Origin of the sequence: Streptomyces sp. NPDC008086 (genome assembly GCF_042957325.1) — a bacterium.
In the GTDB taxonomy this organism is placed as follows: domain Bacteria; phylum Actinomycetota; class Actinomycetes; order Streptomycetales; family Streptomycetaceae; genus Streptomyces.
In genome coordinates this window covers 239,146-259,788 of the sequence record NZ_JBIBIA010000003.1, presented here as the reverse complement: position 1 = coordinate 259,788, position 20,643 = coordinate 239,146, and the positions used below count along the sequence as shown (strand labels likewise).

Annotated in this window: 20 protein-coding genes; 8 read left to right on the top strand and 12 right to left on the bottom strand. The window is 72.8% G+C overall.

Going from position 1 to position 20,643, the window contains the following annotated elements; genetic code table 11:
• Positions 1-85: 85 nt before the first annotated feature.
• The 3 genes from ACFZBP_RS11410 to ACFZBP_RS11400 all read right to left on the bottom strand — a co-directional run bounded on the left by ACFZBP_RS11410 (position 86) and on the right by ACFZBP_RS11400 (position 3,904).
• The gene (locus ACFZBP_RS11410) at positions 86-1,249 is read right to left on the bottom strand and encodes a hypothetical protein (protein ID WP_391412048.1); all 1,164 of its coding nucleotides are present in this window, start codon (positions 1,247-1,249) and stop codon (positions 86-88) included.
• Complete coding sequence (locus tag ACFZBP_RS11405; RefSeq protein ID WP_391412046.1) at positions 1,246-2,682, bottom strand: hypothetical protein; 1,437 nt, start codon at positions 2,680-2,682, stop codon at positions 1,246-1,248. The genes ACFZBP_RS11410 and ACFZBP_RS11405 overlap by 4 nt, the downstream gene beginning before the upstream one ends.
• A gap of 262 nt (positions 2,683-2,944) precedes the next feature.
• Complete coding sequence (locus ACFZBP_RS11400) at positions 2,945-3,904, bottom strand: hypothetical protein (protein WP_391412044.1); 960 nt, start codon at positions 3,902-3,904, stop codon at positions 2,945-2,947.
• 220 nt (positions 3,905-4,124) lie between these two features.
• On the opposite strand from ACFZBP_RS11400, the gene ACFZBP_RS11395 reads away from it, so the two are divergent.
• The gene (locus tag ACFZBP_RS11395; protein WP_391412042.1) at positions 4,125-4,517 is read left to right on the top strand and encodes a VOC family protein; all 393 of its coding nucleotides are present in this window, start codon (positions 4,125-4,127) and stop codon (positions 4,515-4,517) included.
• A 20-nt stretch (positions 4,518-4,537) separates the two neighbouring features.
• Here ACFZBP_RS11395 and ACFZBP_RS11390 read toward each other — a convergent pair whose 3' ends face one another.
• Positions 4,538-4,855: a hypothetical protein gene (locus tag ACFZBP_RS11390; RefSeq protein ID WP_391412040.1), complete on the bottom strand. Its 318-nt coding sequence runs from the start codon at positions 4,853-4,855 to the stop codon at positions 4,538-4,540.
• 102 nt (positions 4,856-4,957) lie between these two features.
• Between ACFZBP_RS11390 and ACFZBP_RS11385 the strand changes: the two genes are divergently transcribed.
• The 4 genes from ACFZBP_RS11385 (at position 4,958) to ACFZBP_RS11370 (ending at position 9,320) form a co-directional block, all read left to right on the top strand.
• Positions 4,958-5,929 carry a serine hydrolase gene (locus ACFZBP_RS11385; protein WP_391412038.1) on the top strand — a complete coding sequence of 324 codons (972 nt, stop codon included), beginning with the start codon at positions 4,958-4,960 and terminating at the stop codon, positions 5,927-5,929.
• Between the two features lie 112 nt (positions 5,930-6,041).
• A complete protein-coding gene (locus ACFZBP_RS11380; protein WP_391412036.1) occupies positions 6,042-6,881 on the top strand; it encodes an endonuclease/exonuclease/phosphatase family protein in 840 nt (279 codons plus the stop codon).
• Positions 6,882-7,045: 164 nt separating this feature from the next.
• Complete coding sequence (locus ACFZBP_RS11375; protein WP_391412995.1) at positions 7,046-8,401, top strand: FAD-dependent monooxygenase; 1,356 nt, start codon at positions 7,046-7,048, stop codon at positions 8,399-8,401.
• 106 nt (positions 8,402-8,507) lie between these two features.
• Positions 8,508-9,320: a VC0807 family protein gene (locus ACFZBP_RS11370; protein WP_391412034.1), complete on the top strand. Its 813-nt coding sequence runs from the start codon at positions 8,508-8,510 to the stop codon at positions 9,318-9,320.
• Here the strand turns inward: ACFZBP_RS11370 and ACFZBP_RS11365 are convergent.
• The 3 genes from ACFZBP_RS11365 to ACFZBP_RS11355 all read right to left on the bottom strand — a co-directional run bounded on the left by ACFZBP_RS11365 (position 9,307) and on the right by ACFZBP_RS11355 (position 12,075).
• Positions 9,307-10,056: a WYL domain-containing protein gene (locus tag ACFZBP_RS11365; RefSeq protein ID WP_391412029.1), complete on the bottom strand. Its 750-nt coding sequence runs from the start codon at positions 10,054-10,056 to the stop codon at positions 9,307-9,309. The genes ACFZBP_RS11370 and ACFZBP_RS11365 overlap by 14 nt on opposite strands.
• 10 nt (positions 10,057-10,066) lie before the next feature.
• Positions 10,067-11,005: an alpha/beta hydrolase fold domain-containing protein gene (locus ACFZBP_RS11360; protein ID WP_391412027.1), complete on the bottom strand. Its 939-nt coding sequence runs from the start codon at positions 11,003-11,005 to the stop codon at positions 10,067-10,069.
• Positions 11,006-11,304: 299 nt separating this feature from the next.
• Complete coding sequence (locus tag ACFZBP_RS11355) at positions 11,305-12,075, bottom strand: MerR family DNA-binding transcriptional regulator (protein ID WP_391412025.1); 771 nt, start codon at positions 12,073-12,075, stop codon at positions 11,305-11,307.
• A gap of 169 nt (positions 12,076-12,244) precedes the next feature.
• On the opposite strand from ACFZBP_RS11355, the gene ACFZBP_RS11350 reads away from it, so the two are divergent.
• Positions 12,245-13,399 carry an erythromycin esterase family protein gene (locus ACFZBP_RS11350; RefSeq protein WP_391412994.1) on the top strand — a complete coding sequence of 385 codons (1,155 nt, stop codon included), beginning with the start codon at positions 12,245-12,247 and terminating at the stop codon, positions 13,397-13,399.
• Positions 13,400-13,607: 208 nt separating this feature from the next.
• Here ACFZBP_RS11350 and ACFZBP_RS11345 read toward each other — a convergent pair whose 3' ends face one another.
• Both ACFZBP_RS11345 and ACFZBP_RS11340 read right to left on the bottom strand, forming a co-directional pair.
• The gene (locus tag ACFZBP_RS11345; protein WP_391412024.1) at positions 13,608-14,003 is read right to left on the bottom strand and encodes a GNAT family N-acetyltransferase; all 396 of its coding nucleotides are present in this window, start codon (positions 14,001-14,003) and stop codon (positions 13,608-13,610) included.
• Between the two features lie 10 nt (positions 14,004-14,013).
• Positions 14,014-15,102: an ABC transporter substrate-binding protein gene (locus tag ACFZBP_RS11340; RefSeq protein WP_391412022.1), complete on the bottom strand. Its 1,089-nt coding sequence runs from the start codon at positions 15,100-15,102 to the stop codon at positions 14,014-14,016.
• A 127-nt stretch (positions 15,103-15,229) separates the two neighbouring features.
• On the opposite strand from ACFZBP_RS11340, the gene ACFZBP_RS11335 reads away from it, so the two are divergent.
• Positions 15,230-16,846, top strand: a complete 1,617-nt coding sequence (locus tag ACFZBP_RS11335) for a phospholipase D-like domain-containing protein (RefSeq protein ID WP_391412020.1) — start codon at positions 15,230-15,232, stop codon at positions 16,844-16,846.
• 101 nt (positions 16,847-16,947) lie between these two features.
• On the opposite strand, the gene ACFZBP_RS11330 is transcribed toward ACFZBP_RS11335, so the two are convergent.
• Entirely contained in the window at positions 16,948-17,469 is a 522-nt protein-coding gene (locus ACFZBP_RS11330; RefSeq protein ID WP_391412017.1) for a hypothetical protein, read from the bottom strand.
• A gap of 105 nt (positions 17,470-17,574) precedes the next feature.
• Complete coding sequence (locus ACFZBP_RS11325; protein ID WP_391412015.1) at positions 17,575-19,164, bottom strand: FAD-linked oxidase C-terminal domain-containing protein; 1,590 nt, start codon at positions 19,162-19,164, stop codon at positions 17,575-17,577.
• Between the two features lie 93 nt (positions 19,165-19,257).
• Here ACFZBP_RS11325 and ACFZBP_RS11320 point away from each other — a divergent pair, with 93 nt between their 5' ends.
• Complete coding sequence (locus ACFZBP_RS11320; RefSeq protein ID WP_391412013.1) at positions 19,258-19,854, top strand: TetR family transcriptional regulator; 597 nt, start codon at positions 19,258-19,260, stop codon at positions 19,852-19,854.
• 117 nt (positions 19,855-19,971) lie between these two features.
• Here ACFZBP_RS11320 and ACFZBP_RS11315 read toward each other — a convergent pair whose 3' ends face one another.
• Entirely contained in the window at positions 19,972-20,541 is a 570-nt protein-coding gene (locus tag ACFZBP_RS11315; protein WP_391412011.1) for a heme-binding protein, read from the bottom strand.
• Positions 20,542-20,643: the final 102 nt, after the last annotated feature.

Genomic DNA, 20,643 nt, shown 5'->3' with positions numbered 1-20,643 from the left:
AACTCCACTTATTTCACTGCATGAATTTAAGGAGTGACGGAAACGCCGTGTCAAGACGTTGGTATAGGCCAATCCCCATCCCCGCCTACGGGCGGCCCCTCATGTCCGGCCGCAGCAGATGACCGAACCCGGCGCTCTCCAGCCGATGACACAACTGGGCCTTCTCCATGCCGAGTTCGGCGGCGGTGTCGGCCAGGTGCCAGTCGTGGGCGGCGAGATGGCTGAGCAGATAGCCGCGTCGGACCTGGCTCTCGGACAGCCGGAAGGTCTTGAGGTAGACGGTCCGCCCCTGCTCGTCGCTGATCGCCTCACCGATGTGGTTGTCCTGCTTGGGACGGAACCTCGGCAGGAAGCGGGAGAGCGTGAACCGCCCCATCCGCCGCACCTCCTCCCAGGCGCAGTCCTGTTCGAGCAGCCCTGCCGCCATGGTGGTGTCGTGGAAGTCTGCCCACTGGGCGGTCTGCCGCCGGGCAGCCGCCCGCAGGTCGGCGAGCGAACGGACGCCGGCGCCGGTGATACGCGCCCGGAAATCCGGCACCGGCGGCATCAGGGTCGCGTAGTGGTACACCAGGTCGCCGTACAGGTCCCGTACCAAGGTGGGGTGCAGAGCGCGGGAGTCCTCCGGGTGGGGCACCACGAACGCCGCGGCGAGCGCGTCGGCCACATGGACCAGCACGCCGCACTGACCGGGGTGGATCTCGAAGACGCTCAACGCCTCGGCCAGCCCGGGCACTTCGGTGCCCAGAAAGGCCGCCTCGACCCGCGGGGACAGCCCTTGGCGCACGGCCTGCCGCGACCACTCCTCCCAGGCGAGGGAGGGCCCGCCGAAGTGCAGCGCGAGATAGCCCTCCAACGCCAGGTGCAGCGGCAGGAAACGCAGCCGGCGCTTGGCCTCCTGACGCGCCATACGGCGATGGAAGTGCAGCCGTACGGTCGCCACCGCCTCCTGCTCCGGCCGGTCACCGGTCAGCTGGGTGCCGTAGGCGGCGGCGGGGGAGCCGTCGCCGGTCCACTCGGCGACGAAGCTGTGCGGGATGTAGGAGATGTAGGTGCCCCTGCGGCGGCCCAGGTCGACCACGCCCACCCCGTCGTGGATCAACGGATGCAGCCGCAGGTCCTGGACGGGTTGGGCACGGACGAGCGGCACCAGCCGCACGGCTCCCCACACCTGCGAGGGCCGTGTCCGAAGCCCGGCGAGCAGGCCGGGAAGCTCCGCCGAAGGGCCCGCGTCCGGTTCGTACGACGTCATCGGGAACTCCCCTCGGTGAGCCGGTCCGCACGCGCGTCGAGGTAGGCCTTCAACTCGGCCAGACCGGTCCGCCCCTCGGCGAACTGCGCGATCTCTACGAGCGCCGGCAGGTCCTCCGCGTCGCGGATGCCCGCGGTCGGCACACTCGCGGCCAGCCGACGGACGTCGAAGTCCGTGGCGTCGTAGACCGGGTTGAGGTGCACGACGCTCGTGCGGCGCGCGGTGTCGAGACGGGTGCGCCAGACGCGCAGGACCTCGGCGGCGAGCCCCGGCGGCGCGTTGTCCCAGCCGTCGGAGACGACGACCAGCCGGTCCGGGCCCGTCTCCAGCCCGTCGAGGATCCGCTCCCCCAGCGGAGTCGGGCCCACCGGGTGCGCCAGCAAGGCGTCGCCGCGCCCGGAGGTCCACAGCCCGCGATAGTCCGCGGCGAGCGCACCGAGCAGATAGTGGCAGGCCAGAGCCACCGTCAGCGGCCGACGCCGCTTCACGCCCGAACCGTACGACGAGAAGCTGTCGTCCAGTACGGCGGTCACCCGACCCCAGGTCCCGCGGTGCGCGCCGGCGACCCGCCGGGCGGCCGTACGCAGCGCGCCGTTCAGTTCCTCGCGCCGCTCGACCCGCTCCTCGGTGGGCAGCGAGAGCACATATCCGGCCAGCCGTGTGAGCGGCATCCGGGACAGGTCCGTCCGCACCGCCCGCGCTGCCGCGGGACCCTGTGCCTGCGCGGCCTCCTGCAACCGCAGCGTCTCCCGACGCGTCAGCCGCGGCGCGATGCGTTCCAGGAACACCTTGCGGGGGACGCCGTGCCTGGCCGCGAAGCCTTCGGCCACGGTGTACGGAAGCTCGTAGAGGGCCGCCTGCTCGAAGTGCGCGCGTCGCCAGGTCTCCAGGATCGGGGTGTCGTAGTGCGCGCGGCTGAGCGGCGCGAACAGGAACGTGCCGATCTCGCCGTCGCCCGGCGTCAGATGCGCGTGGCGCAGCGCCGCCTTCAGGCCGCTGCGGTACTTGACCGCGTCGAAGGCCAGATCGGGCCGGGCGGACAGCCAGTCGCGCAGCAGCGCGCGGGTGCGGCGGTTGTTCACCCCGGCCCGGCGCAGCGCGCCGAACAGCCCGTAGACCCGCTGCGGCGGTAGCAGGGCCAGCCGCCCGGCGATCAGACGCCCCTCGCTCCGACGCTGCTCCATGGTGGCCTCGGCGGCCGACTCCAGCAGCCGGCGGATGATCAGCGTGGCGTTGTGGTCGTTGATGTCGAGTGCGAGCACGCCCGCGTAGAGGTCGCGGTAGTTGCCCAGCATGTACGCGTGCAGGAAGTCGAGGGAGAGCCGTTGGGCACCGGCGTCGGAGTGGAACTCCCGCTGCCCGGTCGCGGTGATCGCGGCATTGACGAACAGCAGCACGTCATCGGCCGCGATGAGATCCCCGAACGTCTCCATGACCCCGCCCGCCCCCGCGTCCCGGTGCCTGAAGCCGGCCGGGGAATGGAGGCACGAGCTGCGAATCATTGCTTCAGAGGCAGGTTCCGGAAGTCGCACCGAAGTCCCGCGGCCGGCGTGCGGACGCTAGCACGGCGACGATCATCGACTCCACGGGGTTTCTCTCAGCGGGTGGGGCCGGACCGGACTGCACCGGGCTCGACCGGTCCGGGCTGGCTGGAGAGGGCGGCCGGTGGGCCGGACCGTCAGCCCCCCGGCCGCCCTATCCGTCGGACGCCGAGAGCCGTTCCACCTCGTCGGCCGCCTCGCCCGCCGCCCGCTCCGCCTGGGCCAGGGCGTCAGCGGTTGCTTGAAGGCGGTCCTCGGCCTCCTGCTGTTCCCGGTCGGCACGCTCGAGCTCCTCGCGCGCCTGCTGCAGTTGTCGCTCGGCAGCCGCGGCCTCCTCACGGGCCTGCTCGTGCCGGTCGCGTGCCCGCTGCGACGCGGCGTCGGCGTCCGCCCGCTCCGCTCGCCGGTCGCGCAGACGCCGCTCGGCCTCCTTGGCCGCCTTGCGGGCCCGGGCGAGTTCCTCCTGCCGCTTGCGGCGCCGCCGGTCGGTCAGGTCGTCCTTCGCCCGCGTGGCCGACGGCGACGCCACCGCCGACGCCGATGGTGCCGCTGTGCGCTTCGGCGCCTTGCGCGGGGTACGGGCCGCCGTGCTGGTGCCGGTGGGGGAGGGGAAGTCGGAGGGCGGGGTGAGGGGGCCCTCCAGCCGGCCCGTGGCCCACTGGTCGGCCGCGTCCTCGTCGGCGAGCACGGCCCGCAGGGTGGCTTCGACGTCCTGCTGCGCCGCGTCCGACAGGCGGTGCCCGGCCGCGCGGGCCAGGTCGGCGGCCTGCCGGGACAACGCGGCGACGACACGGCGGCGCTGCTCGGACAGCTCCTTGATGCCTTCGGCGTCCAGGGTGCGATAGGCGTCGCGCAGCGCACGCCCCAACTCCAGGAAGCGCCGGCTCTCCTCGGGCTGGGAGCGCAGCAACAGGTTCGCCGCCCAGGCCGCGAGCGTGGGGCGGCGGGCGGCGTGGATCCGCCGGGAGTCCTCCGTCCGTCCGGCCGTCCTGGCCGCGAGGGCCAGTGCCTCCCGACGGGCCACGAAGCCGGGCGGCGGCGTGGTGTAGAGGTCGTCGAGCACGGCCTCCACGTCGGAGGCCGCGCCGGCCCGCCGACCGTGCCTACGCTCCATGATCCCCAGACTCCACCGAACCGGGCCGCCGCGCATGTCGGGCCGATGCCGGTGCCGGCGCTTCCCGGAGTCGGAACGGGCGCTCGCTTCGTGAGGGTGAAGGACGCACCACCATCCGGACGCCATCCGCGCGGCGCGCCTGGGCCCCCGACACGCGTGGTGTGCCCTGAGAAGCCAGAACGGCCAGGTCCGCCCACCCCGCCAGAAGGAGACACACGGCATGCTCGGACAATCGCAGGCGTTCAGCGGCTTCTCGGTCGACGACCTCGACGTGGCCCGCCGCTTCTACGGTGAGACCCTCGGCCTCGACGTGGAGGAGTCAGGGCAGGGTGAGATGCGGATGCTGACCCTCAAGCTCGGCAGCGGCGCGGTGGTCTTCGTCTACCCCAAGGAGAACCACGCCCCCGCGAGCTTCACGATCCTCAACTTCCCCGTGGACGACATCGAGGCCGCCGTCGGCGAACTGGAGCGACGTGGCGTGACCCTGGAGCGCTACTCCGGATTCGACCACGACGAGAAGGGCATCGTCCGCGTCGGCGACGGCGGCCCCACGGCGATCGCGTGGTTCACCGACCCCGCCGGGAACGTCCTTTCCGTCCTCCAGGAGAACTGACCGGCCGGGGCGGCGAACCTTCAGCTCACGCCGGTACCCCTGGCCCTGACGGTGACCTGCGCGTAGTCGTATCCGCCCGGCTCGGACGACGGGACGTAGGTGACCGTGAACGTTCGCCGTACACCGCCGAACCGGTCGGAGTACGTCACCTCGGCCGGGCCGACGCGCTTCGGCTCGGCCGAGACGTCGTACGTACGCAGGAAGTCCTCGTCGCTGGAGTCCTGGCGGTCGCCCACCTCGTACCGCAGCACCGCGGTGTGCGACGGCCGCCCGAGCGAGCGCGCCCAGCGTCCACACCACGCACGGGGCCAGGAAGAGGTCCCGTCGCCTCCGGTCACGACACGCCTGTGCTGGCGGCAATCATCACCACCGCGTCCGAGATGCCATATTTTGTGATTGCCTGCCGAACTCTCCACAGGAACATCGAGGCCCGCCCCGCCATGTTCGACGGACAGAACCGGACGCACCCGGCGCGCGGCCTGCGCGCACCCTCCCTGAGGGGCTGTGCCGCCTCCTGTGTCGCCTCCGCGGTCGCGGTGGCGCTCGCCGCGTGTTCCGCCCTCGGGACGCCCCGCGAGACACCGTCACCTCTGCCACGAGCCGGTGCCCCGGCCCCCGGGCTCGCCGCGCCGCCGCGCGAGAAGCGGGGAGCGACCCTCTCACGGGCGCTCAGGCCGGTCCTGCCGCGCGGTGACACGCGGCTGGCGGTGGCGGTGCTCGACCTCGACAGCGCCGACCAGGAGATCGCGTCGTACGGGACGGGCACCACGTTCGAGACGGCGAGCATCATCAAGGTGGGCATCCTCGCGGCGTTGCTGCTCCAGGCGCAGGACGAGGGCCGGGAGCTGACGGTCGACGAGCGCGAGTACGCCGAGGCGATGATCCGCACGAGCGACAACTACGCGGCGGACGTCCTGTGGCACGCGATCGGCGAGGCGGAGGGCCTGGGCGCGGCGAACGAACGCCTTGGCCTGTACTCGACGCGGGGCGGCCCCGGCATCGGATGGGGCCTCACCCGGACCACGGCCACGGACCAGGTCAGGCTGCTGCGCGCCGTCTTCGCACGGGGGCCCAGGGCCTCGGTCCGCCCGCCCGAGGGGCTCGACCAGGCGTCCCGCGCCTACATCGGGCACCTGATGGGCTCGATCACCGACGAGCAGGACTGGGGCGTGTCCGCCGCCGGGTCCCGTGGCTCTCGCTGGGCTCTCAAGAACGGCTGGCTGCAGCGGAGCACGACCGGCCTGTGGATCATCAACAGCGTCGGTCAGGTCACGGTGCACGGGCACCGCTACCTGGTCTCCGTCCTCAGCGGCGGGAACCGATCGATGGAGGCCGGCATCGCGCTGGTCGAACGGGCGGCGCGAGCGGCGGTCGGCGCGGCCAGCGCACATGTCAGGCCGTGGCCGCAGTGACGCCCGCGTCCCGGTCCCGGAGGCCGAGCCGAGGCCCGAACTCCCGGACGGGGCCGGTGGGTTATCGTCACTTCAGGGTGGGGGGCGGGACAGAGCCCGCATCGAGGAGGCGATGGTGCTCGGACGGGGCGCGTGGTTGGTCGTGGGGGCCGTGATCGCGGCCTGCCTGCTGCTCGTCGGTCCCAGCACCCCCCTCGGTGCCTCCTCCGCCGGATCGCGGCCCGTCGAGGCCGCCCGGGACGTCGTACCGAACCGGGTCATGACCTGGAACATCTGCAACCCGTGCGAGGTGAGCAACGTCGACCGGGCGGCGGAGATCGCCGCGTACGCGCCGCAGGTCATCGGCATGCAGGAAGCGTGCGTGCGTGACGTCGAGATGATCCGGGATCATCTGGAGAACCTCCACGGGCTGGTCTACCACGTCAAGTACGGGTCGGTACTGCAGAGTTGGGGCCGTTGCGGCGGAGTGCCGTGGAACCCGGGGGGCTTCGGTCAGGCGATCCTCTCGGCGGCGCCGATGACGGACCCGGTCAACGTGGAGTACCCCGACGGCGGATCCGAGGACCGCGGGTACATGGCGGTCACCACCACGGTCGGCGACCGGTCCGTGCGGGTCTTCAACACGCACCTGGCCCATCGACGGCAGGAGTCCTTCCGCGCGAGCCAGGTCGGCGTACTCGCCGCCGCGGTCGCCCGGCAAAACCGCGCGATCGTGCTCGGCGACTTCAACGCCGTACCGGACGCCCCCGAACTCGCCAAGATGTGGGCGCTGGCCACGGACACCGACCCCCGGTGCCGACCCTCCGGGACCGGCGACTGCGAGACGACCACCGACTGGCACACCAAGTTCGACTACGTCTTCCTGCGCGGCTACGCCCCGCTCGAGCACCGCGTGCGACCCAGCGCCTACTCGGACCACCACATGCTGCTGGCCGACGTGGACCCGCGCTGACACGGGCTGACGCAAAACGGCTGTAACACGGTCAACCCGTGCCGCGGTCCGGAATACTGGTGGCTTCTCGCGACGTGGCGAAACAGGGGAGCGGCTCGGTGAACTCTGCCGGAAACAAGGGCGGTTGGGGCGTGGGACGCGGCGGCGGACGGCACGCGGTCGTGGTGGGCGGGAGTCTGGCGGGGATGCTCACGGCGCACGTGCTGGCCGGGCACGCCGACCGGGTGACCGTCGTGGAGCGCGACCGGTTCCCGGACGGGACGGGGCCGCGGGCCGGCGTACCGCAGGGCCGGCATCCCCATGTCCTGCTGGAGGGCGGGCAGGTGGCCATGGAGTCGCTGCTGCCGGGCATCCTGGCGGACCTGCGGGCGGCGGGGGCGCCGCGCGTGGGCCTGCCGTCGGGCCTGGTGCTGTGGCAGAACGGCCGTTGGTTCCGCCGGCTGCCCGCGACGACGCACATCTACACCGGCTCCCGCGCGCAGCTGGAGGAGCTGGTACGGCGACGGGTCCTGGCCAACCCCGTGATCAGTACGGTGCAGGGGGCCGAGGTCGTAGGGCTGCTCGGCGACGCCGCACGCGTGCGGGGCGTGGTCCTGCGGGACCGCTCCGGCGACACCCGCGGGGAACAGCGGGAAGTGGAGGCCGACCTGGTCGTCGACGCCTCCGGCAGCGGCACGAAGGCACCGCGGTGGCTCCAGTCGATCGGGGCCGGGGCCCCGCACGAGGAGACCATCGACACGGGCCTCGCGTACGCCTCGCGCGTCTACCGCGGCCGCGACGGCCTCCTCGACGGCGACACCGCCGGCTACTACGTCTACCCGAGCCCCGACCAGGTCCACGCCGGCGGCGCGCTGCCGCTGGAGGACGGCAGCCACCTTGTCATCGTCTCGGGGCTGCGCGGCGACGAACCGCCCACGGACGACGACGAGTTCGTGACGTACACCAAGAGGCTGCCGCACCCGCTCCTGCACCGGTGGCTGGACGAGGCGGAACCGCTCACGCCGGCGTTCGGCTACCGGCGTACCGCCAACGTCCGCCGCCGCTACGACCTGCCCGGCAGCTGCCCGGCCGGATTCCTCGCCACCGGCGACGCCCTGTGCACCTTCAACCCGATCTACGGCCAGGGCATGGCCGTCGCCGCGATGAGCGCGGTCGCGCTGCGCGACGCCCTGGCCGATCCGCGCCGGACGCCCACGACGCGGCGCGTGCAGCGGGCGGTTCTCGCCGCTTCCCGGCAGGCGTGGGACATCTCCGCCGGGGCGGACCGCAAGATGCCGGGCGCGGTCGGCAACGCGGTGGCCGGCGGGGCCGCTGACCGCGCCGCCGACTGGTACCTCCAGCGCGTGCAGGACTGTGCGCCCGGCGACCCGATCGTGGGGCGTGCCTTCCGCTCCGTACTGACCCTCTCCGCACCCGTCACCGCCCTGTTCGCCCCGCCCGTCGCCCGAGCCGTCCTCTTCCACCCGCCCGCGGCGAGCCCCGCCGAGCCACCGGCGGCCGTGGAGGCGCCGGGCGCCTGAGCGGTCGGCCAGGCGCCGTACGGCGGTGCGGAGTTGACATTTGTCATGCCGAGGGCTGGACGATCGTTTCTACCGGTGACCCCGCGGTGGCCGCGAAGCTGGGTGCATGAAGACGAACACGGGGATCACGAGGAACACGGCGACCACCAGGACGAGCGCCACGGGCGGCCGGAAGGTGCTGCGGAACTTCGCGCCGCTGCTCATCGATGTCGCGGTGCCTCTCGGGGCGTACTACCTCCTGAAGAACGGCTTCGGGACGAGCACGCTGATGGCGCTCGCCCTGAGCAGTGTCGTGCCGGCCGTGCGGACCGGCTGGGGTGTGCTGAAGGCGCGCGAGGTCCACGGGCTGGCCGCCCTGATCCTCCTCGTGAACGTCGTCTCACTGCTGCTCGGCTTCGTGGCGGGTGACCCGCGACTGATGATCGCCAAGGACAGCGCGGTCAGCAGCACGATCGGGATCGGGATCATCGCCTCCGTGGTGCTCGGCAAGCCGATGATGACGGCCGGTATGAAGCCGTGGGTGGTGAAGGGCGACCCGGGCAGGGAGGCCGCCTGGGCGCGACTGGACGCCGGTTCCGCGCGGTTTCGGCGGGCCGAGCGGCTGTTCTCGCTGGTGTGGGGTGTCGTACTGCTCACGGAGTGCGTGGTGCGGGTCGTGGGGGCGTACACCCTGCCGGTGGACACCATGGTGTGGGTCGGCAACGTGATCATGGTCGTCGCCATGGGGGTGGGTTTCCTCGCCAGCGGTGCGCTGGGCGCCGGTCCCATGGCCGCGATGGTCGTCGCGGAGGCGAAGAAGGACGCCGAGGCGAAGGCAGACGCGGAGGCGAAGGCGGACGCGGAGGGGAAGGCGGACGCGGCGCCTGTTCGGAGCGTCGAGTCCTTCGAGGGCGAACTGGTCACCCTCAAGCAGAACTGACCGGATCCCTGGGTCCTCGGTGCCGGGGGGCGAGTGCGGCCAACGTCGTTGGCCGCACCGCCTGTTCCGCGGCGGAGCCGCGCAGCAGGTCGCTCAGTTCGCGGGGCTCGGCCGGTTCGGTCGTGGCGGTCGCTGCCGTGACGCGGTCCAGTCGGAAGCCCCGGCCCGCCTGTCGGGTACGGCACCAGGCGATGAGGTACCACCGGCCGCCGGCGGTGAGCAGTCCGGCCGGTTCCACCGCGCGCTCGCTCGGGCGTCCCGTCGCATCGGTGTAGGACAGCCGCAGGACCGTCCTGGTGGTGAGGGCTTGTTCCACCGCGGCGCGCACGGCGGAATCGGTCGGCGAGGGCAGGGAGACGATCCGCGCGGCCAGTTGCCGTGCCGCCGCCGAGGCGGCGCCGGTCATCGCGGCCGTGACCTTCTGGGCCGCCGCGCGGGCCGCGCCGGCGTACGGGGTGGAGGCGTCGGCCGCCGCGAGGGCGACGGCAAGTGCCGACGCTTCCTCGGCGGTGAGGTGGATCGGGGGCAGGGTCATCTCCGGGTCGATCGACCAGCCCCCGCCGCGCCCGGGCGTGGTGCGGACCGGGACGCCGGTCTCCATCAGCGCCTGGAGGTCGCGCTGCACCGTACGCGAGCTCACCTCGAAGCGCGCGGCCAGCGCCGCGACCGTCAGCGGCCGAGGCGCCGCCGCGCGCAGTTCCTCCACCAGTGCGTAGAGCCGGGCGGTGCGGTTCATGCCGGTGACGCTACCGTCCCGCGGTGGACAGGAAGTCCTGCTCGCGGCGCAGTTCCCGCTCGGTGACGGTCAGCGGGAAGAGCGTGAAGCCGTGCATGGCGCCCGCGACCACGCCGAGTCGTACCGGTGCGCCGGCCGCCTGCCACCGTCCCGCCAGGAACAGCGAGTCGTCCAGCAACGGATCCTCGGTCCCGACCACCATCCGGGCCGGCGGCAGACCGGCGAGGTCGGCGTACAGGGGCGAGACCTCCGGGGCACGGCGCTGCTCGGCCCCCATGCCAGGCGTGAACAGCTCGTACGTACGCCGCAGCGAGCCGGTGTCGCTCAGCAACCGCCGCGAGACGAAGGATCGTTGACTCGGCGTCATGGACAGGTCGTAGGGGCCGAAGAGCAGGTTGGCCGCTCGGAAAGCGCCGGTGATGCCGTGCCGGTCACGCAGGCGCAGCAGGGTCAGGACGCCGAGGTGGGCGCCGGCCGACTCCCCGCCGATCAGCAGCCGGTCGCTGCCGAACTCGTCCGCGGCGTGCCGCACCAGCCACCGGGCGGCCGCCTCGCAGTCGTCGGGACCGGCAGGGAAGGGGTGTTCCGGCGCGAGACGGTAGGCGACGCTCACCACGGCCAGCCGGGTCCGCCGGGCGAGCAGCCACAGCCTCGCGTCCTGCCCGTCGGCGGAGCCGAACGCCCAGCCGCCTCCGTGGAAGTGCAGGTACACGCCGTCGACGTGCTCCGGCACGAAGACGCGTACCCTCACCCCGCCGTCGACCACGCGGTCCTGGCCCTGCGGCAGCAGTTCCGGTGGGGTGTCGCCACCGAGCCGGTTGCGCCGCAGGGCTGCCAGCAGGGCGGCGTCGGGTGGCCCCTCGCGGACGGGCCGGCCGGCGGCCGCGGCCTCGAACTGCTCGTTGAACGCCAGGGTTTCGGCGAGGCAGTCCTCGTCTGTAATCGTCATGCCGCCCACGCTCGCAGGCGCCCGCGACAACACCCTGTCACCCTTTTCCGGTGGCCTGCGTCACACGCGTGCCGCGTTCCGGCCGGTCACTCCCGTCGACCGGGAGGCAGCGGAGGGTCGTAGAGGGCGAGTTCGTCGTCGGTGGGGGCCTCGAAGAGCTTCACGTACTCCTCGAGCATCTCGCGGGTGACCGGGGCACTGCCTCTTCCGCCCCTCGCGCGCCGGGCTTCGAGCCGGCGGCTGCTTCCCGGAGCCGGGAAGCCCGCACAACAAGATCAGCCTCGGCTCGTGCGTCGCGTTCACCGGTCGCCTCCCAGTGCCTCACGCTCGTCACCCCTGACTCGCTCACGGAGGTACGCCTCCAGCTCCGCGGCCCCGGTCAGCATGGCCCGTCCGCGGGCCGACAGGCGGCCGTGCCAGTCACGCAGCGCGGTCTCCAGCGGCTCCAGGCCGCCGGCCGCCCGTACCTGGGCGATCAGCGGCGCGATCTGCTCCAGGAGGTAGCCGCCCCGCCTGAGTTGATGGACCAGGCGGGCGTCCCGTACGGCGTCCTCGTCGTAGAGCCGGTACCCGGTCCGCGGGTCCCGGCGCGGGTGCACCAGCCCGGCCCGCTCCCACTTGCGCAGCGTCGCGGGCCGGATGCCGAGCCGCTTCGCCAACGGCCCGATGAAGGTGCCTCCGGGCCCGGACGCACGGCCTGGTTCGGGCGGTGGCGCGAGGGGCTCCAGGTCGCCCAGCGCCCTCTCCACCGCTTGGAGGGTCCGCCTGTCGTCGAGGAGCTGGGTGTGGCTCTCGTCGATGAGACGGAACGCCTCGTCGGGCACGCCCTGGTTCACCGCCCGCATGATCGACGTCGCCGTCCGGTGGCCGTGGCCGGGTACCAGGGCGAGGAACGCGGCCAGGGCCGCGGCGTGCAGCGAGGTGTAGGTGCGGTAGCCGTGGGGCGTGCGAGCGGCGGCCGGAAGGATGCCGGCCTCCTCGTAGTTCCGGACCGCCTGCGTGGACAGTCCGTGCCGACGGGCCAGATCAACCGGCCTGAGCTGTCCGCCATTTTGAAGGTTTCGCCCCATGATCCCGACGTTATCGCGGAAAAGTTTCAACCGAAGGTTCAACGATACCGTTGAAGCCATGGCTACCGACATCCAGGACGACGACTTCAAGGACGACGACTTCAAGGACAACGACCTCGAGGTCACCGGCATCAAGGACATCGCCGAGGCGGTCGAGGCCGCCACCCTCATGAGGCTGCTCCCGGCGGCCCGGCCCCGGCTGCTCGCGCTGGGGGAGCCCACGCACCGGGAGGACGCTCTGCTCGACCTGCGCAACGAGGTCTTCCGGCAACTCGTCGAGCAGGAGGGCTATCGGACGATCGCGATCGAGAGCGACTGCATGGCGGGCCTGGTCGTGGACGACTACGTCACCTCGGGCAAGGGCACCCTCGACGAGGTCATGGAGCGCGGATTCAGCCACGGCTGGGGCGCCTCCGCGGCCAACCGCGAGCTCGTGCGCTGGATGCGCGCCCACAACGACGGCCGGCCCGAGTCGCGGTGGCTGCGCTTCGCCGGGTTCGACGGCCCGCTGGAGATCACGGCCGCCGCGAGCCCTCGGCAGGCCCTCACCGCACTCCACGGCTACCTCTCGACCTGGGTGGACGCGGACCTGCTCCCGTGCACCGCAGAGACACTCGACGACCTGCTCGGCGCCGACGACCGGTGGACCGACCCCGCCGCGATGACGGACCCGGCCCGTTCCGTGGGCCGGTCGGCCGAGGCCGCTCGGCTGCGGCTGCTCACCGACGACCTGGTGACGCTGCTCGACACGCAGTCGCCGCACCTCGTCGAGGCGACGTCCGGGGACGACTGGGACCGGGCGCGCCTGTACGGGCGTACCGCGACCGGCCTGTTGCGCTACCACCACTGGATGGCCGACACTTCACCGGCCCGCATGGCCCGGCTGTGCGCACAGCGGGACGTGATGATGGCCCACAACCTGATCGGCCTCGCCGAACGGGGCCGGACCTTCGTCCACGCCCACAACTCCCATCTCCAGCGGCCGAAGAGCTCGATGCGGATGTGGGAGGGGCGGGTGGAGTGGTGGAGCGCCGGCGCGCTGGTGAGCGCCGAACTCGGCGCGCAGTACGCCTTCGTCGCCACGGCCCTCGGCACCATCCGGCACCAGGGAGTGGACACCCCGCCGCCGGACACGCTCGAAGGACGCCTGTACGCGCTCCCGGCGGACCGCTGCGTCATCGACAGCGAGCGGCTGACCGCCGCCCTCGGGGACACGCCGCCCGAGCCGCGCGTGTCCCCCTGGTTCGGCTACTCCCCGCTCGACCCGGCCCACTTGACGGCCTGTGACGGCGTCGTGTTCGTGAAGGACGTTCCGCGGAGCTAGGTGCCGTCGGCGTCCGGGGCCGGCTCGTGGAGGGTGATCGTCCCGGCCGGGCAGGCCCCCGCGGCCATCCGTGCGGCGGCGCGCCGGGCGTGGGGCGGCTCGGCGTGGATGGACGACCCACAGCGCCGGCGCTACGTGAACTGAACCGCGCCGACAGGAATGCTGACGGCGTGCCAGGAGGACGCTTTCGCTCCGCGCCCGGCGGGAGTCACAGGGCTGTCAGCCCGGCTGCCGTCGCCTTGAAGCCGCAGGCGTCGAGATAGAACGAGCGCAGGTGTTCCTCGAAGTCGACATGAAGCCACTGGCACTTCGCGGCGCGGGCTTCTTTCGCCGCGGTGGCGACGAGCGCGGCGCCGACCCCTCTCGACCGGCAATCGCGCGCGACCACGGTGTCCAGGATGCAGGCATGCGCTCCGCCGTCCCATACAACGTTGACGAAGCCGATCAGACGGCCGTCCTCCTCACCGCAGACCCAGCCGAGGCTGTGCCGCTCGAGTCGTGCCCTCCAGTCGGTGTGCGCGACCGGGTGGCCGAAACCGTCGGCGTGGAGTGCGTTGAGGGCGCTGTTGTCGAAGTCGCCCCGCCACGCGTACCTCGTCTCCACGGCCCGCCCCTCAACCGGTGTGCAGGATGCGAAGACGTCCTGGTTCCGCCGGGTCCCGATCGACGACCTGGACCGGCGGCCAGGTCCATTGCCACACGCTGATCCCGGGTGTGCGCGAGAACCGGATCGGCCCGCGGGTGCCTTCGACGGAGATCCGCGGCCAGGACTCGGCGATGCGCGCCCGGTCCGTGCCCTGGGTGCGCAGCGCGTCGGCAAGGACGGCGACCGTGTCGTAACCCTCGTAGGCGACGAAGGACGGTGTGTCCGACAGCCGTTCGCGCAGGGCTGCCTCGACCCGGGCTCCGAGCGGGCTGAGGCGGTCGGGCAGATAGCGCAGGAACGGGATCCCGGTGCCGTCGTCGCCCAGCAGGGTCGCCCATTCCGCGAACTCGGGTTGCCCGGCCGGAGCACCGAGCAGGATCTCGGCGAGGCGCGGGTCGCTGCGGACGGCCTGGACGATCGGCACGGCGGGCTCCGGGTGGCCGACCAGGAGAAGGAGGGCTGCGGCGCGGTTGTCGACGAGTTCGTCGCACAGGGCCGTGGGGGAGAGCGTCCGTGTGTCGAGTTCGAGGACGGTGCCGCCGCGTGGGGCCAGGTGGTCCCGCAGGATGCGGATGCCGGACGCCCAGTAGACGCTCGGTTGGGTCGCCACGGCGATGCGACGGTGGCCTGCGGCGAGGAGGAAGTCCGCGTAGATCCGCCAGCCGCGGGACTGCGGCAGGGAGAGCCGCGCGACCCAGTCCGTCCGGTGCTCGGGTGTGAGGGCGTCGAGCACCGCCGAGGAGCAGAGATACGGCAGGCCGAGCGCGTCCGCCCTGGTGGCGGCGGCGCGAGCGACGACGCTGTGATACTCACCGGCCAGGGCGGCCACGCCCATCCCGGCCAACTCGTCCACGGCCGCCGCGGCCTTCTCCGGGTCGGCGGCGGTGTCCCGTACCACCAGCTCCAGTGGTCGCCCGCCGATCCCGCCCCCGTCATTGACCTCGCGCACGGCCAGTTCGAGTCCGGCGAGCAGGTGTCGGCCTGCCTCGACCCAGCCCGGGCGGGTCAGCGGAACGAGAGCGCCGATCTGAACGGTCCGGGGTACCTGGGTGATCATGCCGGACATTGCATCCGGGACCCTCGCCGACAGGCAACCGAATAATGCGCCGGGGATCCCGGCCGTGCGGCCCGGCCGGCGTGAAGCGACGCCGACTGGTTACCCGTGACTGTTGTTGGGAGGAGCCGTGGAACTCACCGACTGGCTGTTGACCCCGGACGAACGCGGCAACGGCGCCACACGGCTGGACAGCCGCCGAGCGGATCGAACCGCCTGGTCGCACGGGAACCTGGTGCGGCCGCTCATCCATGGCTCGACGTACTTCCCCGCGCTCCTCGGCGCGATCCGGGCGCAGCGCGCGGGAGACCTGCTCCTGTTCACCGACTGGCGGGGCGACCCCGACGAGCGTCTCGACGGCCCCGGCACCGAGATCGGCCGCGTACTGGCCGAGGCGGCCGAGCGCCGGGTGATCGTCAAGGGGCTGGTCTGGCGCTCCCACCTGGACCGTTTCCAGTTCAGCGAGGCTGAGAACCGCCATCTCGGGGACGCGGTCGAAGCGGGCGGCGGGGAGTACCTGCTCGACATGCGGGTACGGCCCGGCGGCTCGCACCACCAGAAACTCGTCGTGCTCCGACACCCCGACCGCCCCGAGCTCGATGTCGCGTTCGTCGGCGGGATCGACCTGTGCCACAACCGCCGTGACGACGCGACCCACCGCGGCGACCCGCAGTCACTGCCCATCGCCGCCGCGTACGGACCGCACCCACCGTGGCACGACATCCAGCTCGCCATACGCGGACCGGCCGTCGGCGACATCGAGGCCGGGTTCCGCGAGCGCTGGGAGGACCCCGCGCCGCTCACCCGCAGCCCGTTCGTCCGCCTGCGGGAACTCGCGCACCGCGAGGACATCCATGCCGACCGGCTGCCTCCCCAGACACCCGACCCCGCGCCCTGCGGCACCCACACCCTCCAGGTCCTGCGCACCTACCCCAACCGTCTCCTGCGCGGCTACGAGTTCGCCCCCGACGGCGAGCGCAGCATCGCGCGCGGCTACCGCAAGGCGCTGCGGCGGGCGCGGGCCCTGATCTATCTGGAGGACCAGTACCTGTGGTCCCCGCACGTGATCGAGTCCTTCGCCGAGGCACTGGCCGCCCATCCCGGCCTGCGCCTGATCGCGGTCATCCCGTCCGTCCCCGAACAGGACGGCAGGCTCACCCTGCCCATGAACCTGATCGGCCGGATCACGGCCCTGGACCGGTTGCGCCGCGCCGGTGGTGGGCGCGTGGCGGTGTACGGGCTGGAGAACCACGCCGGGACACCGGTGTACGTCCACGCCAAGGTGTGCGTGATCGACGACGTGTGGGCCTCGGTCGGCTCGGACAACATCAACCTCCGCTCCTGGACGCACGACTCCGAACTCACCTGCGCCGTCCTGGACGAGTCCACGGACCCACGCGAGCCGCGCGATCCCGGCGGCCTCGGCGACGGCGCCCGCCGCTTCGCCAGGGACCTGCGTCTGGAACTCGCGCGCGAGCACCTGGACTTGACGCCTGACTCGGCCCCGCCCGCATCCGACCCGCTCTGCGATCCCCTGAAGGCCTTCGACGCCTTCGCCGCGAGCGCGGCCGCCCTGGACGCCTGGCACGACAACGGACGCCGCGGCCCCCGACCCCCCGGCCGCCTGCGCACGTATCACCGGCCGCGCCTCTCGCGCACGGCAAGGACGCTCCACGCCCCCCTGCACCGGCTGTTCGTCGACCCGGACGGCCGACCCTTCGGGCTACGGCGGCGCAACGACTACTGAACGAACTACTGAACGACCCACTCAACGACCTACTGACCGACTACTGACGGACGGACGCCCACGGGTCAGCCACGCCGCTCGCCGGCCACGCCCCTCGCCGTCTACGGCCCGTCGTGGTGTGAGGCCTCCGCGACCTTCTTGAGCGCCGACGTGGTGGCCGCGTCACCGACCTTGGCGGGCTGATCGTGCCGGCCGGCCTCCGGGCGGTCGTACTGGAAATGGGTGGGGGCCAGCCTGGCGCCGGGGCCGGGGCCCTCGGGCTCCTGCACGGCGTCGTCGGCGGTTGCTGCGTGGACGTCGCCGGAGCGGACCGCCGTGGAACGATCGCCGTCCTGTACCGCCCCTTCTTCCTCGGCCTGCCGCGGGCGCGGCTGGGTCAGCCAGGCGACAGCCGCGCCGGTGATGGCCAGGGGCCACTCCACCACGCCGGCCACGCCGAGCACCCCGGCTCCGGTGTACACCGCGATCCGCCGTCCGCGCGGCGAGACCGCTCCGATCCGATCCAGCGCCCCGTCGGCCACCCTGCCCACCTGCCCCGCTCCGGGCAGGCGGCGCAGCCCGGAGCCCAGCATCCGCAACGGCTGAGGAAGATCCGAGGAACGTGTCGTCCTGACCTGACTCACTGCGCACTCCCTCCGCGCGTCGCCGACGACCCCGTGCGTCATCGACTCCCGTCCGGGTTTCCCCTGCCGGGCGACATATGCGGCATTCGAGGCGCGCGTGCGTGTCTACGGCAGCAACACCCCCGGATTGAGGACGCCGGCCGGGTCCAGGGCGGACTTGGCGGCGGTGAGCGCGGCGGCGAAGGGGGCGGGGCGCTGGCGGTCGTACCAGGGCCGATGGTCGCGGCCGACCGCGTGGTGGTGGGTGATCGTGCCGCCGTTCGCCACGATCGCCTCGGACACCGCGGCCTTGATGTGGTCCCACTGGCTGACGAGGCTGCCCCAGCGGCCGGGCGCGTACACGCTGAAGTACGGCGCCGGGCCGTCCGGGTAGACATGGGTGAACCGGCACGCGATCACCCCGGCCCCGGCGACCTCGGCCATGGCCTGCCGTGCCGCGTCCGTGACCGCCTGGTGCAGGGCGCCGAACCTGTCCCAGGTGCAGGCCGTCTCGAAGGTCTCGGCGATCACCGCGTGGCGGGCCAGCGCGTCCCGCTGGTACGGCATCCGCAGAAACGACGAACGCCAAGTCTCGGCGGCGGACTCGCCTCGCGCGTCGCCACCGGACCCGCCCGTGGTGTCGGCGTCTGACGGCTCGCCGCCGTGGTCCCGGCAGAGTTCCACCGCGCGTTCCAGGCTCGCCCGCACCGGGTGGTCCGCCGACTCGAAGGCGAGGACGAGGAGCCCGCCGCCGACGCTCACGCCCGTGTTGATCAGCGCCTCGGTCGCGTCGAGCAGACGGCAGTTCGCCGGGTTCAGTCCGCTCTGCGCGACGGCCCGGGTGGCCGCCACAGCCGACGCGTGGTCGTTGAACCGCACGGAGGTGCCGGCGCGCCGACGCGGGCGCTCCCGCAGTCGCATCCACGCCTCGGTGATGATCCCCAGCGTCCCCTCACTGCCCAGGAAGAGCCGGTCCGGCGACGGTCCGGCGCCCGACCCCGGCAGCCGCCACGACTCGCTGATCCCGACGGGTGTCACGACGCGCATCGATTCGAGCAGGTCGTCGATGTGCGTGTAGAGCGTCGCGTAGTGCCCGCCGGCCCGGGTGGCGAGCCAGCCGCCCAGCGTGGAGAACTCGAAGGACTGCGGGAAGTGGCGCAGGGTCAGGCCGTGCGGCCGCAGCTGGTCCTCCAGGTGCGGGCCGTACACGCCCGCCTGGATCCGCGCGGCCCGGCTCGTGGTGTCGATCTCCAGGACCCGGTTCAGGCGCTCGAGGTCGACGGTGACCACGGCGGGGTGGTCGTCGCACCGGGCCTCGACACCGCCGACCACCGAACTGCCGCCGCCGAACGGGACCACCGCGATGCCCTCGCGGGTGCACCAGTCGAGCAGATCGGTCACGTCGCGCTCGTCGCGGGGCCGGGCGACCAGGTCCGGTACGTGCCGCAGGTCGCCGCACAGATTGCGCACCACGTCCCGGAACGCCTTGCCGTGCGTGTGCGCGGCCCGGTCGGCCGGGTCGGCGGAGCACAGACCGGCGAGGGAGGCCGGGGGAGCGGCCCGGGGGCCGGGCAGATCGAGCGAGGCGATGCTCGGCGGCTCGTGGCCGGTCAGCTCACCCGGCATCACGGCCCGTACCCGCCCCAGCAGCGCGTCCAGCTCCGCACCGCCCACCGCGTCCTCGACGTTGCCCCATCCCCACCACGATCGCGTCATCGCGCCCGCTCTCCTTGCCGTCGCCCGAGTCGCAGGTCGAATTGACCCATGGGTAAATTACCTTCGGGTCATATGGTTGGCTAGGATGCGACCATGGGCAAGGCCGGAACCAAGGGCGTCTCCCGTGTCGACCGGGAGCGGCAGATCATCGACGTGGCCGTGGCGGAGTTCGGCAGACACGGCTACGCGGGCGTGTCCGTCGCCGCCGTCGCCGCGCGCGCGGGCATCTCCAAGCCGCTGATCTACAGCTACTTCGAGTCCAAGGACGGCCTGTACGTCGCCTGTGTCCACCATGTCGGCGCCCTGCTGGTGGACTCGGTGGCCGCGGCCCGGTCCCGCAGCGGCTCGACCGCTCACGCCGCCGACACCCTCACGGCCCTGTTCACCGCGGTGGAGCGCTGCCGGTACGCGTGGTCCGTCCTCTACGACCCCTCCCTCCCGCCGGCCGGCGGGACGCGCGACGCCGTGAACCGCTACCGCGAGCGGCTGGCCGCCATGGGCGCCGCCGGTGCCGCGCAGCTGCTGACCGGCGCCGGAGACGACGACCCGCTCGACCACGACCTGCTCAACCACGTGTGGCAGCACGCCGTCACTGCGGTCATGCGCTGGTGGTTCGAGCACCCGGACCAGAGCACCGCCGAGATGACGGCCCGCTGCGCCCGCCTGCTCACGGCCCTGGGCACCGGCTGACCAGGGCGCGCCGCGCGCGTGAACGAGGCGTCGGCTCCGATACGTCCGTGACGGGCCGGTCGGGCGAACGCCGCCCGTCCGTCACGACCGAGTACGGCAGCCCGTGACACCCGGCGACTAGCGGGTGATCGCGTTCGCGCCCGCCTGCGCGAACTTCTCGTCCAGCGCGCCGGACGGGGCGCCCGCGACACCGATACCGGCTATCGGCGCCTTGCCGGCGGTGACGGGCACGCCGCCCGCCAGGAACAGGGTGCCGGGGATGTCCTTGAGGTTCGGGGCCTGCTCCAGGCGCTCGGCCAGCTGGGAGGTGGGGGCGTTCCAGGCGACGGCGGTGAACGCCTTGCGCTCGGCGGACTCGTAGGACTGCGGGCCGGCGCCGTCGCAGCGCAGGGTGACGACGGTGTTGCCGTTGCGGTCGACGACGGCGACCGTGACGCGCTGGTTCTCCTTCTCGGCGGCGTCGAGCGCGGCCTGCGCGGCCTTGGTTGCGGCGTCGATCGTCAGGTGGGTGGAGGTGGTGGTGGCCCGGTCCGGGGCGACCGCCGCGTTGGCGGCGGCGGGCGTCGTGGCGGGCGCCGAGGCGTTCGCGGAGACCGCGCCGAAGCCCGCGAGGGCGACGACGGCGAGCACGGCGCCACCCGTGGCGACGCGGGCACGGCGGGAGAGGTTCCTGTGCACTCGGTTCATGGGTCGGTCGACTCCTTCGCTGGGCGGGCGGCCCGGTTGCCGCCCCGCTTCGTCCTCTCCACCCTCGGCCCGGAACCGGGCCCCGACGGTCGACGTTCCGGC

What these genes read in the sequence shown, in the direction of transcription:
- ACFZBP_RS11410 (WP_391412048.1), bottom strand. Translation starts at nt 1,249, where the DNA reads ATGACGTCGTACGAACCGGACGCGGGCCCTTCGGCGGAGCTTCCCGGC.
- ACFZBP_RS11405 (WP_391412046.1), bottom strand. Translation starts at nt 2,682, where the DNA reads ATGGAGACGTTCGGGGATCTCATCGCGGCCGATGACGTGCTGCTGTTC.
- ACFZBP_RS11400 (WP_391412044.1), bottom strand. Translation starts at nt 3,904, where the DNA reads ATGGAGCGTAGGCACGGTCGGCGGGCCGGCGCGGCCTCCGACGTGGAG.
- ACFZBP_RS11395 (WP_391412042.1), top strand. Translation starts at nt 4,125, where the DNA reads ATGCTCGGACAATCGCAGGCGTTCAGCGGCTTCTCGGTCGACGACCTC.
- ACFZBP_RS11385 (WP_391412038.1), top strand. Translation starts at nt 4,958, where the DNA reads ATGTTCGACGGACAGAACCGGACGCACCCGGCGCGCGGCCTGCGCGCA.
- ACFZBP_RS11380 (WP_391412036.1), top strand. Translation starts at nt 6,042, where the DNA reads ATGGTGCTCGGACGGGGCGCGTGGTTGGTCGTGGGGGCCGTGATCGCG.
- ACFZBP_RS11370 (WP_391412034.1), top strand. Translation starts at nt 8,508, where the DNA reads ATGAAGACGAACACGGGGATCACGAGGAACACGGCGACCACCAGGACG.
- ACFZBP_RS11365 (WP_391412029.1), bottom strand. Translation starts at nt 10,056, where the DNA reads ATGAACCGCACCGCCCGGCTCTACGCACTGGTGGAGGAACTGCGCGCG.
- ACFZBP_RS11360 (WP_391412027.1), bottom strand. Translation starts at nt 11,005, where the DNA reads ATGACGATTACAGACGAGGACTGCCTCGCCGAAACCCTGGCGTTCAAC.
- ACFZBP_RS11355 (WP_391412025.1), bottom strand. Translation starts at nt 12,075, where the DNA reads ATGGGGCGAAACCTTCAAAATGGCGGACAGCTCAGGCCGGTTGATCTG.
- ACFZBP_RS11350 (WP_391412994.1), top strand. Translation starts at nt 12,245, where the DNA reads ATGAGGCTGCTCCCGGCGGCCCGGCCCCGGCTGCTCGCGCTGGGGGAG.
- ACFZBP_RS11340 (WP_391412022.1), bottom strand. Translation starts at nt 15,102, where the DNA reads ATGATCACCCAGGTACCCCGGACCGTTCAGATCGGCGCTCTCGTTCCG.
- ACFZBP_RS11325 (WP_391412015.1), bottom strand. Translation starts at nt 19,164, where the DNA reads ATGACGCGATCGTGGTGGGGATGGGGCAACGTCGAGGACGCGGTGGGC.
- ACFZBP_RS11320 (WP_391412013.1), top strand. Translation starts at nt 19,258, where the DNA reads ATGGGCAAGGCCGGAACCAAGGGCGTCTCCCGTGTCGACCGGGAGCGG.
- ACFZBP_RS11315 (WP_391412011.1), bottom strand. Translation starts at nt 20,541, where the DNA reads ATGAACCGAGTGCACAGGAACCTCTCCCGCCGTGCCCGCGTCGCCACG.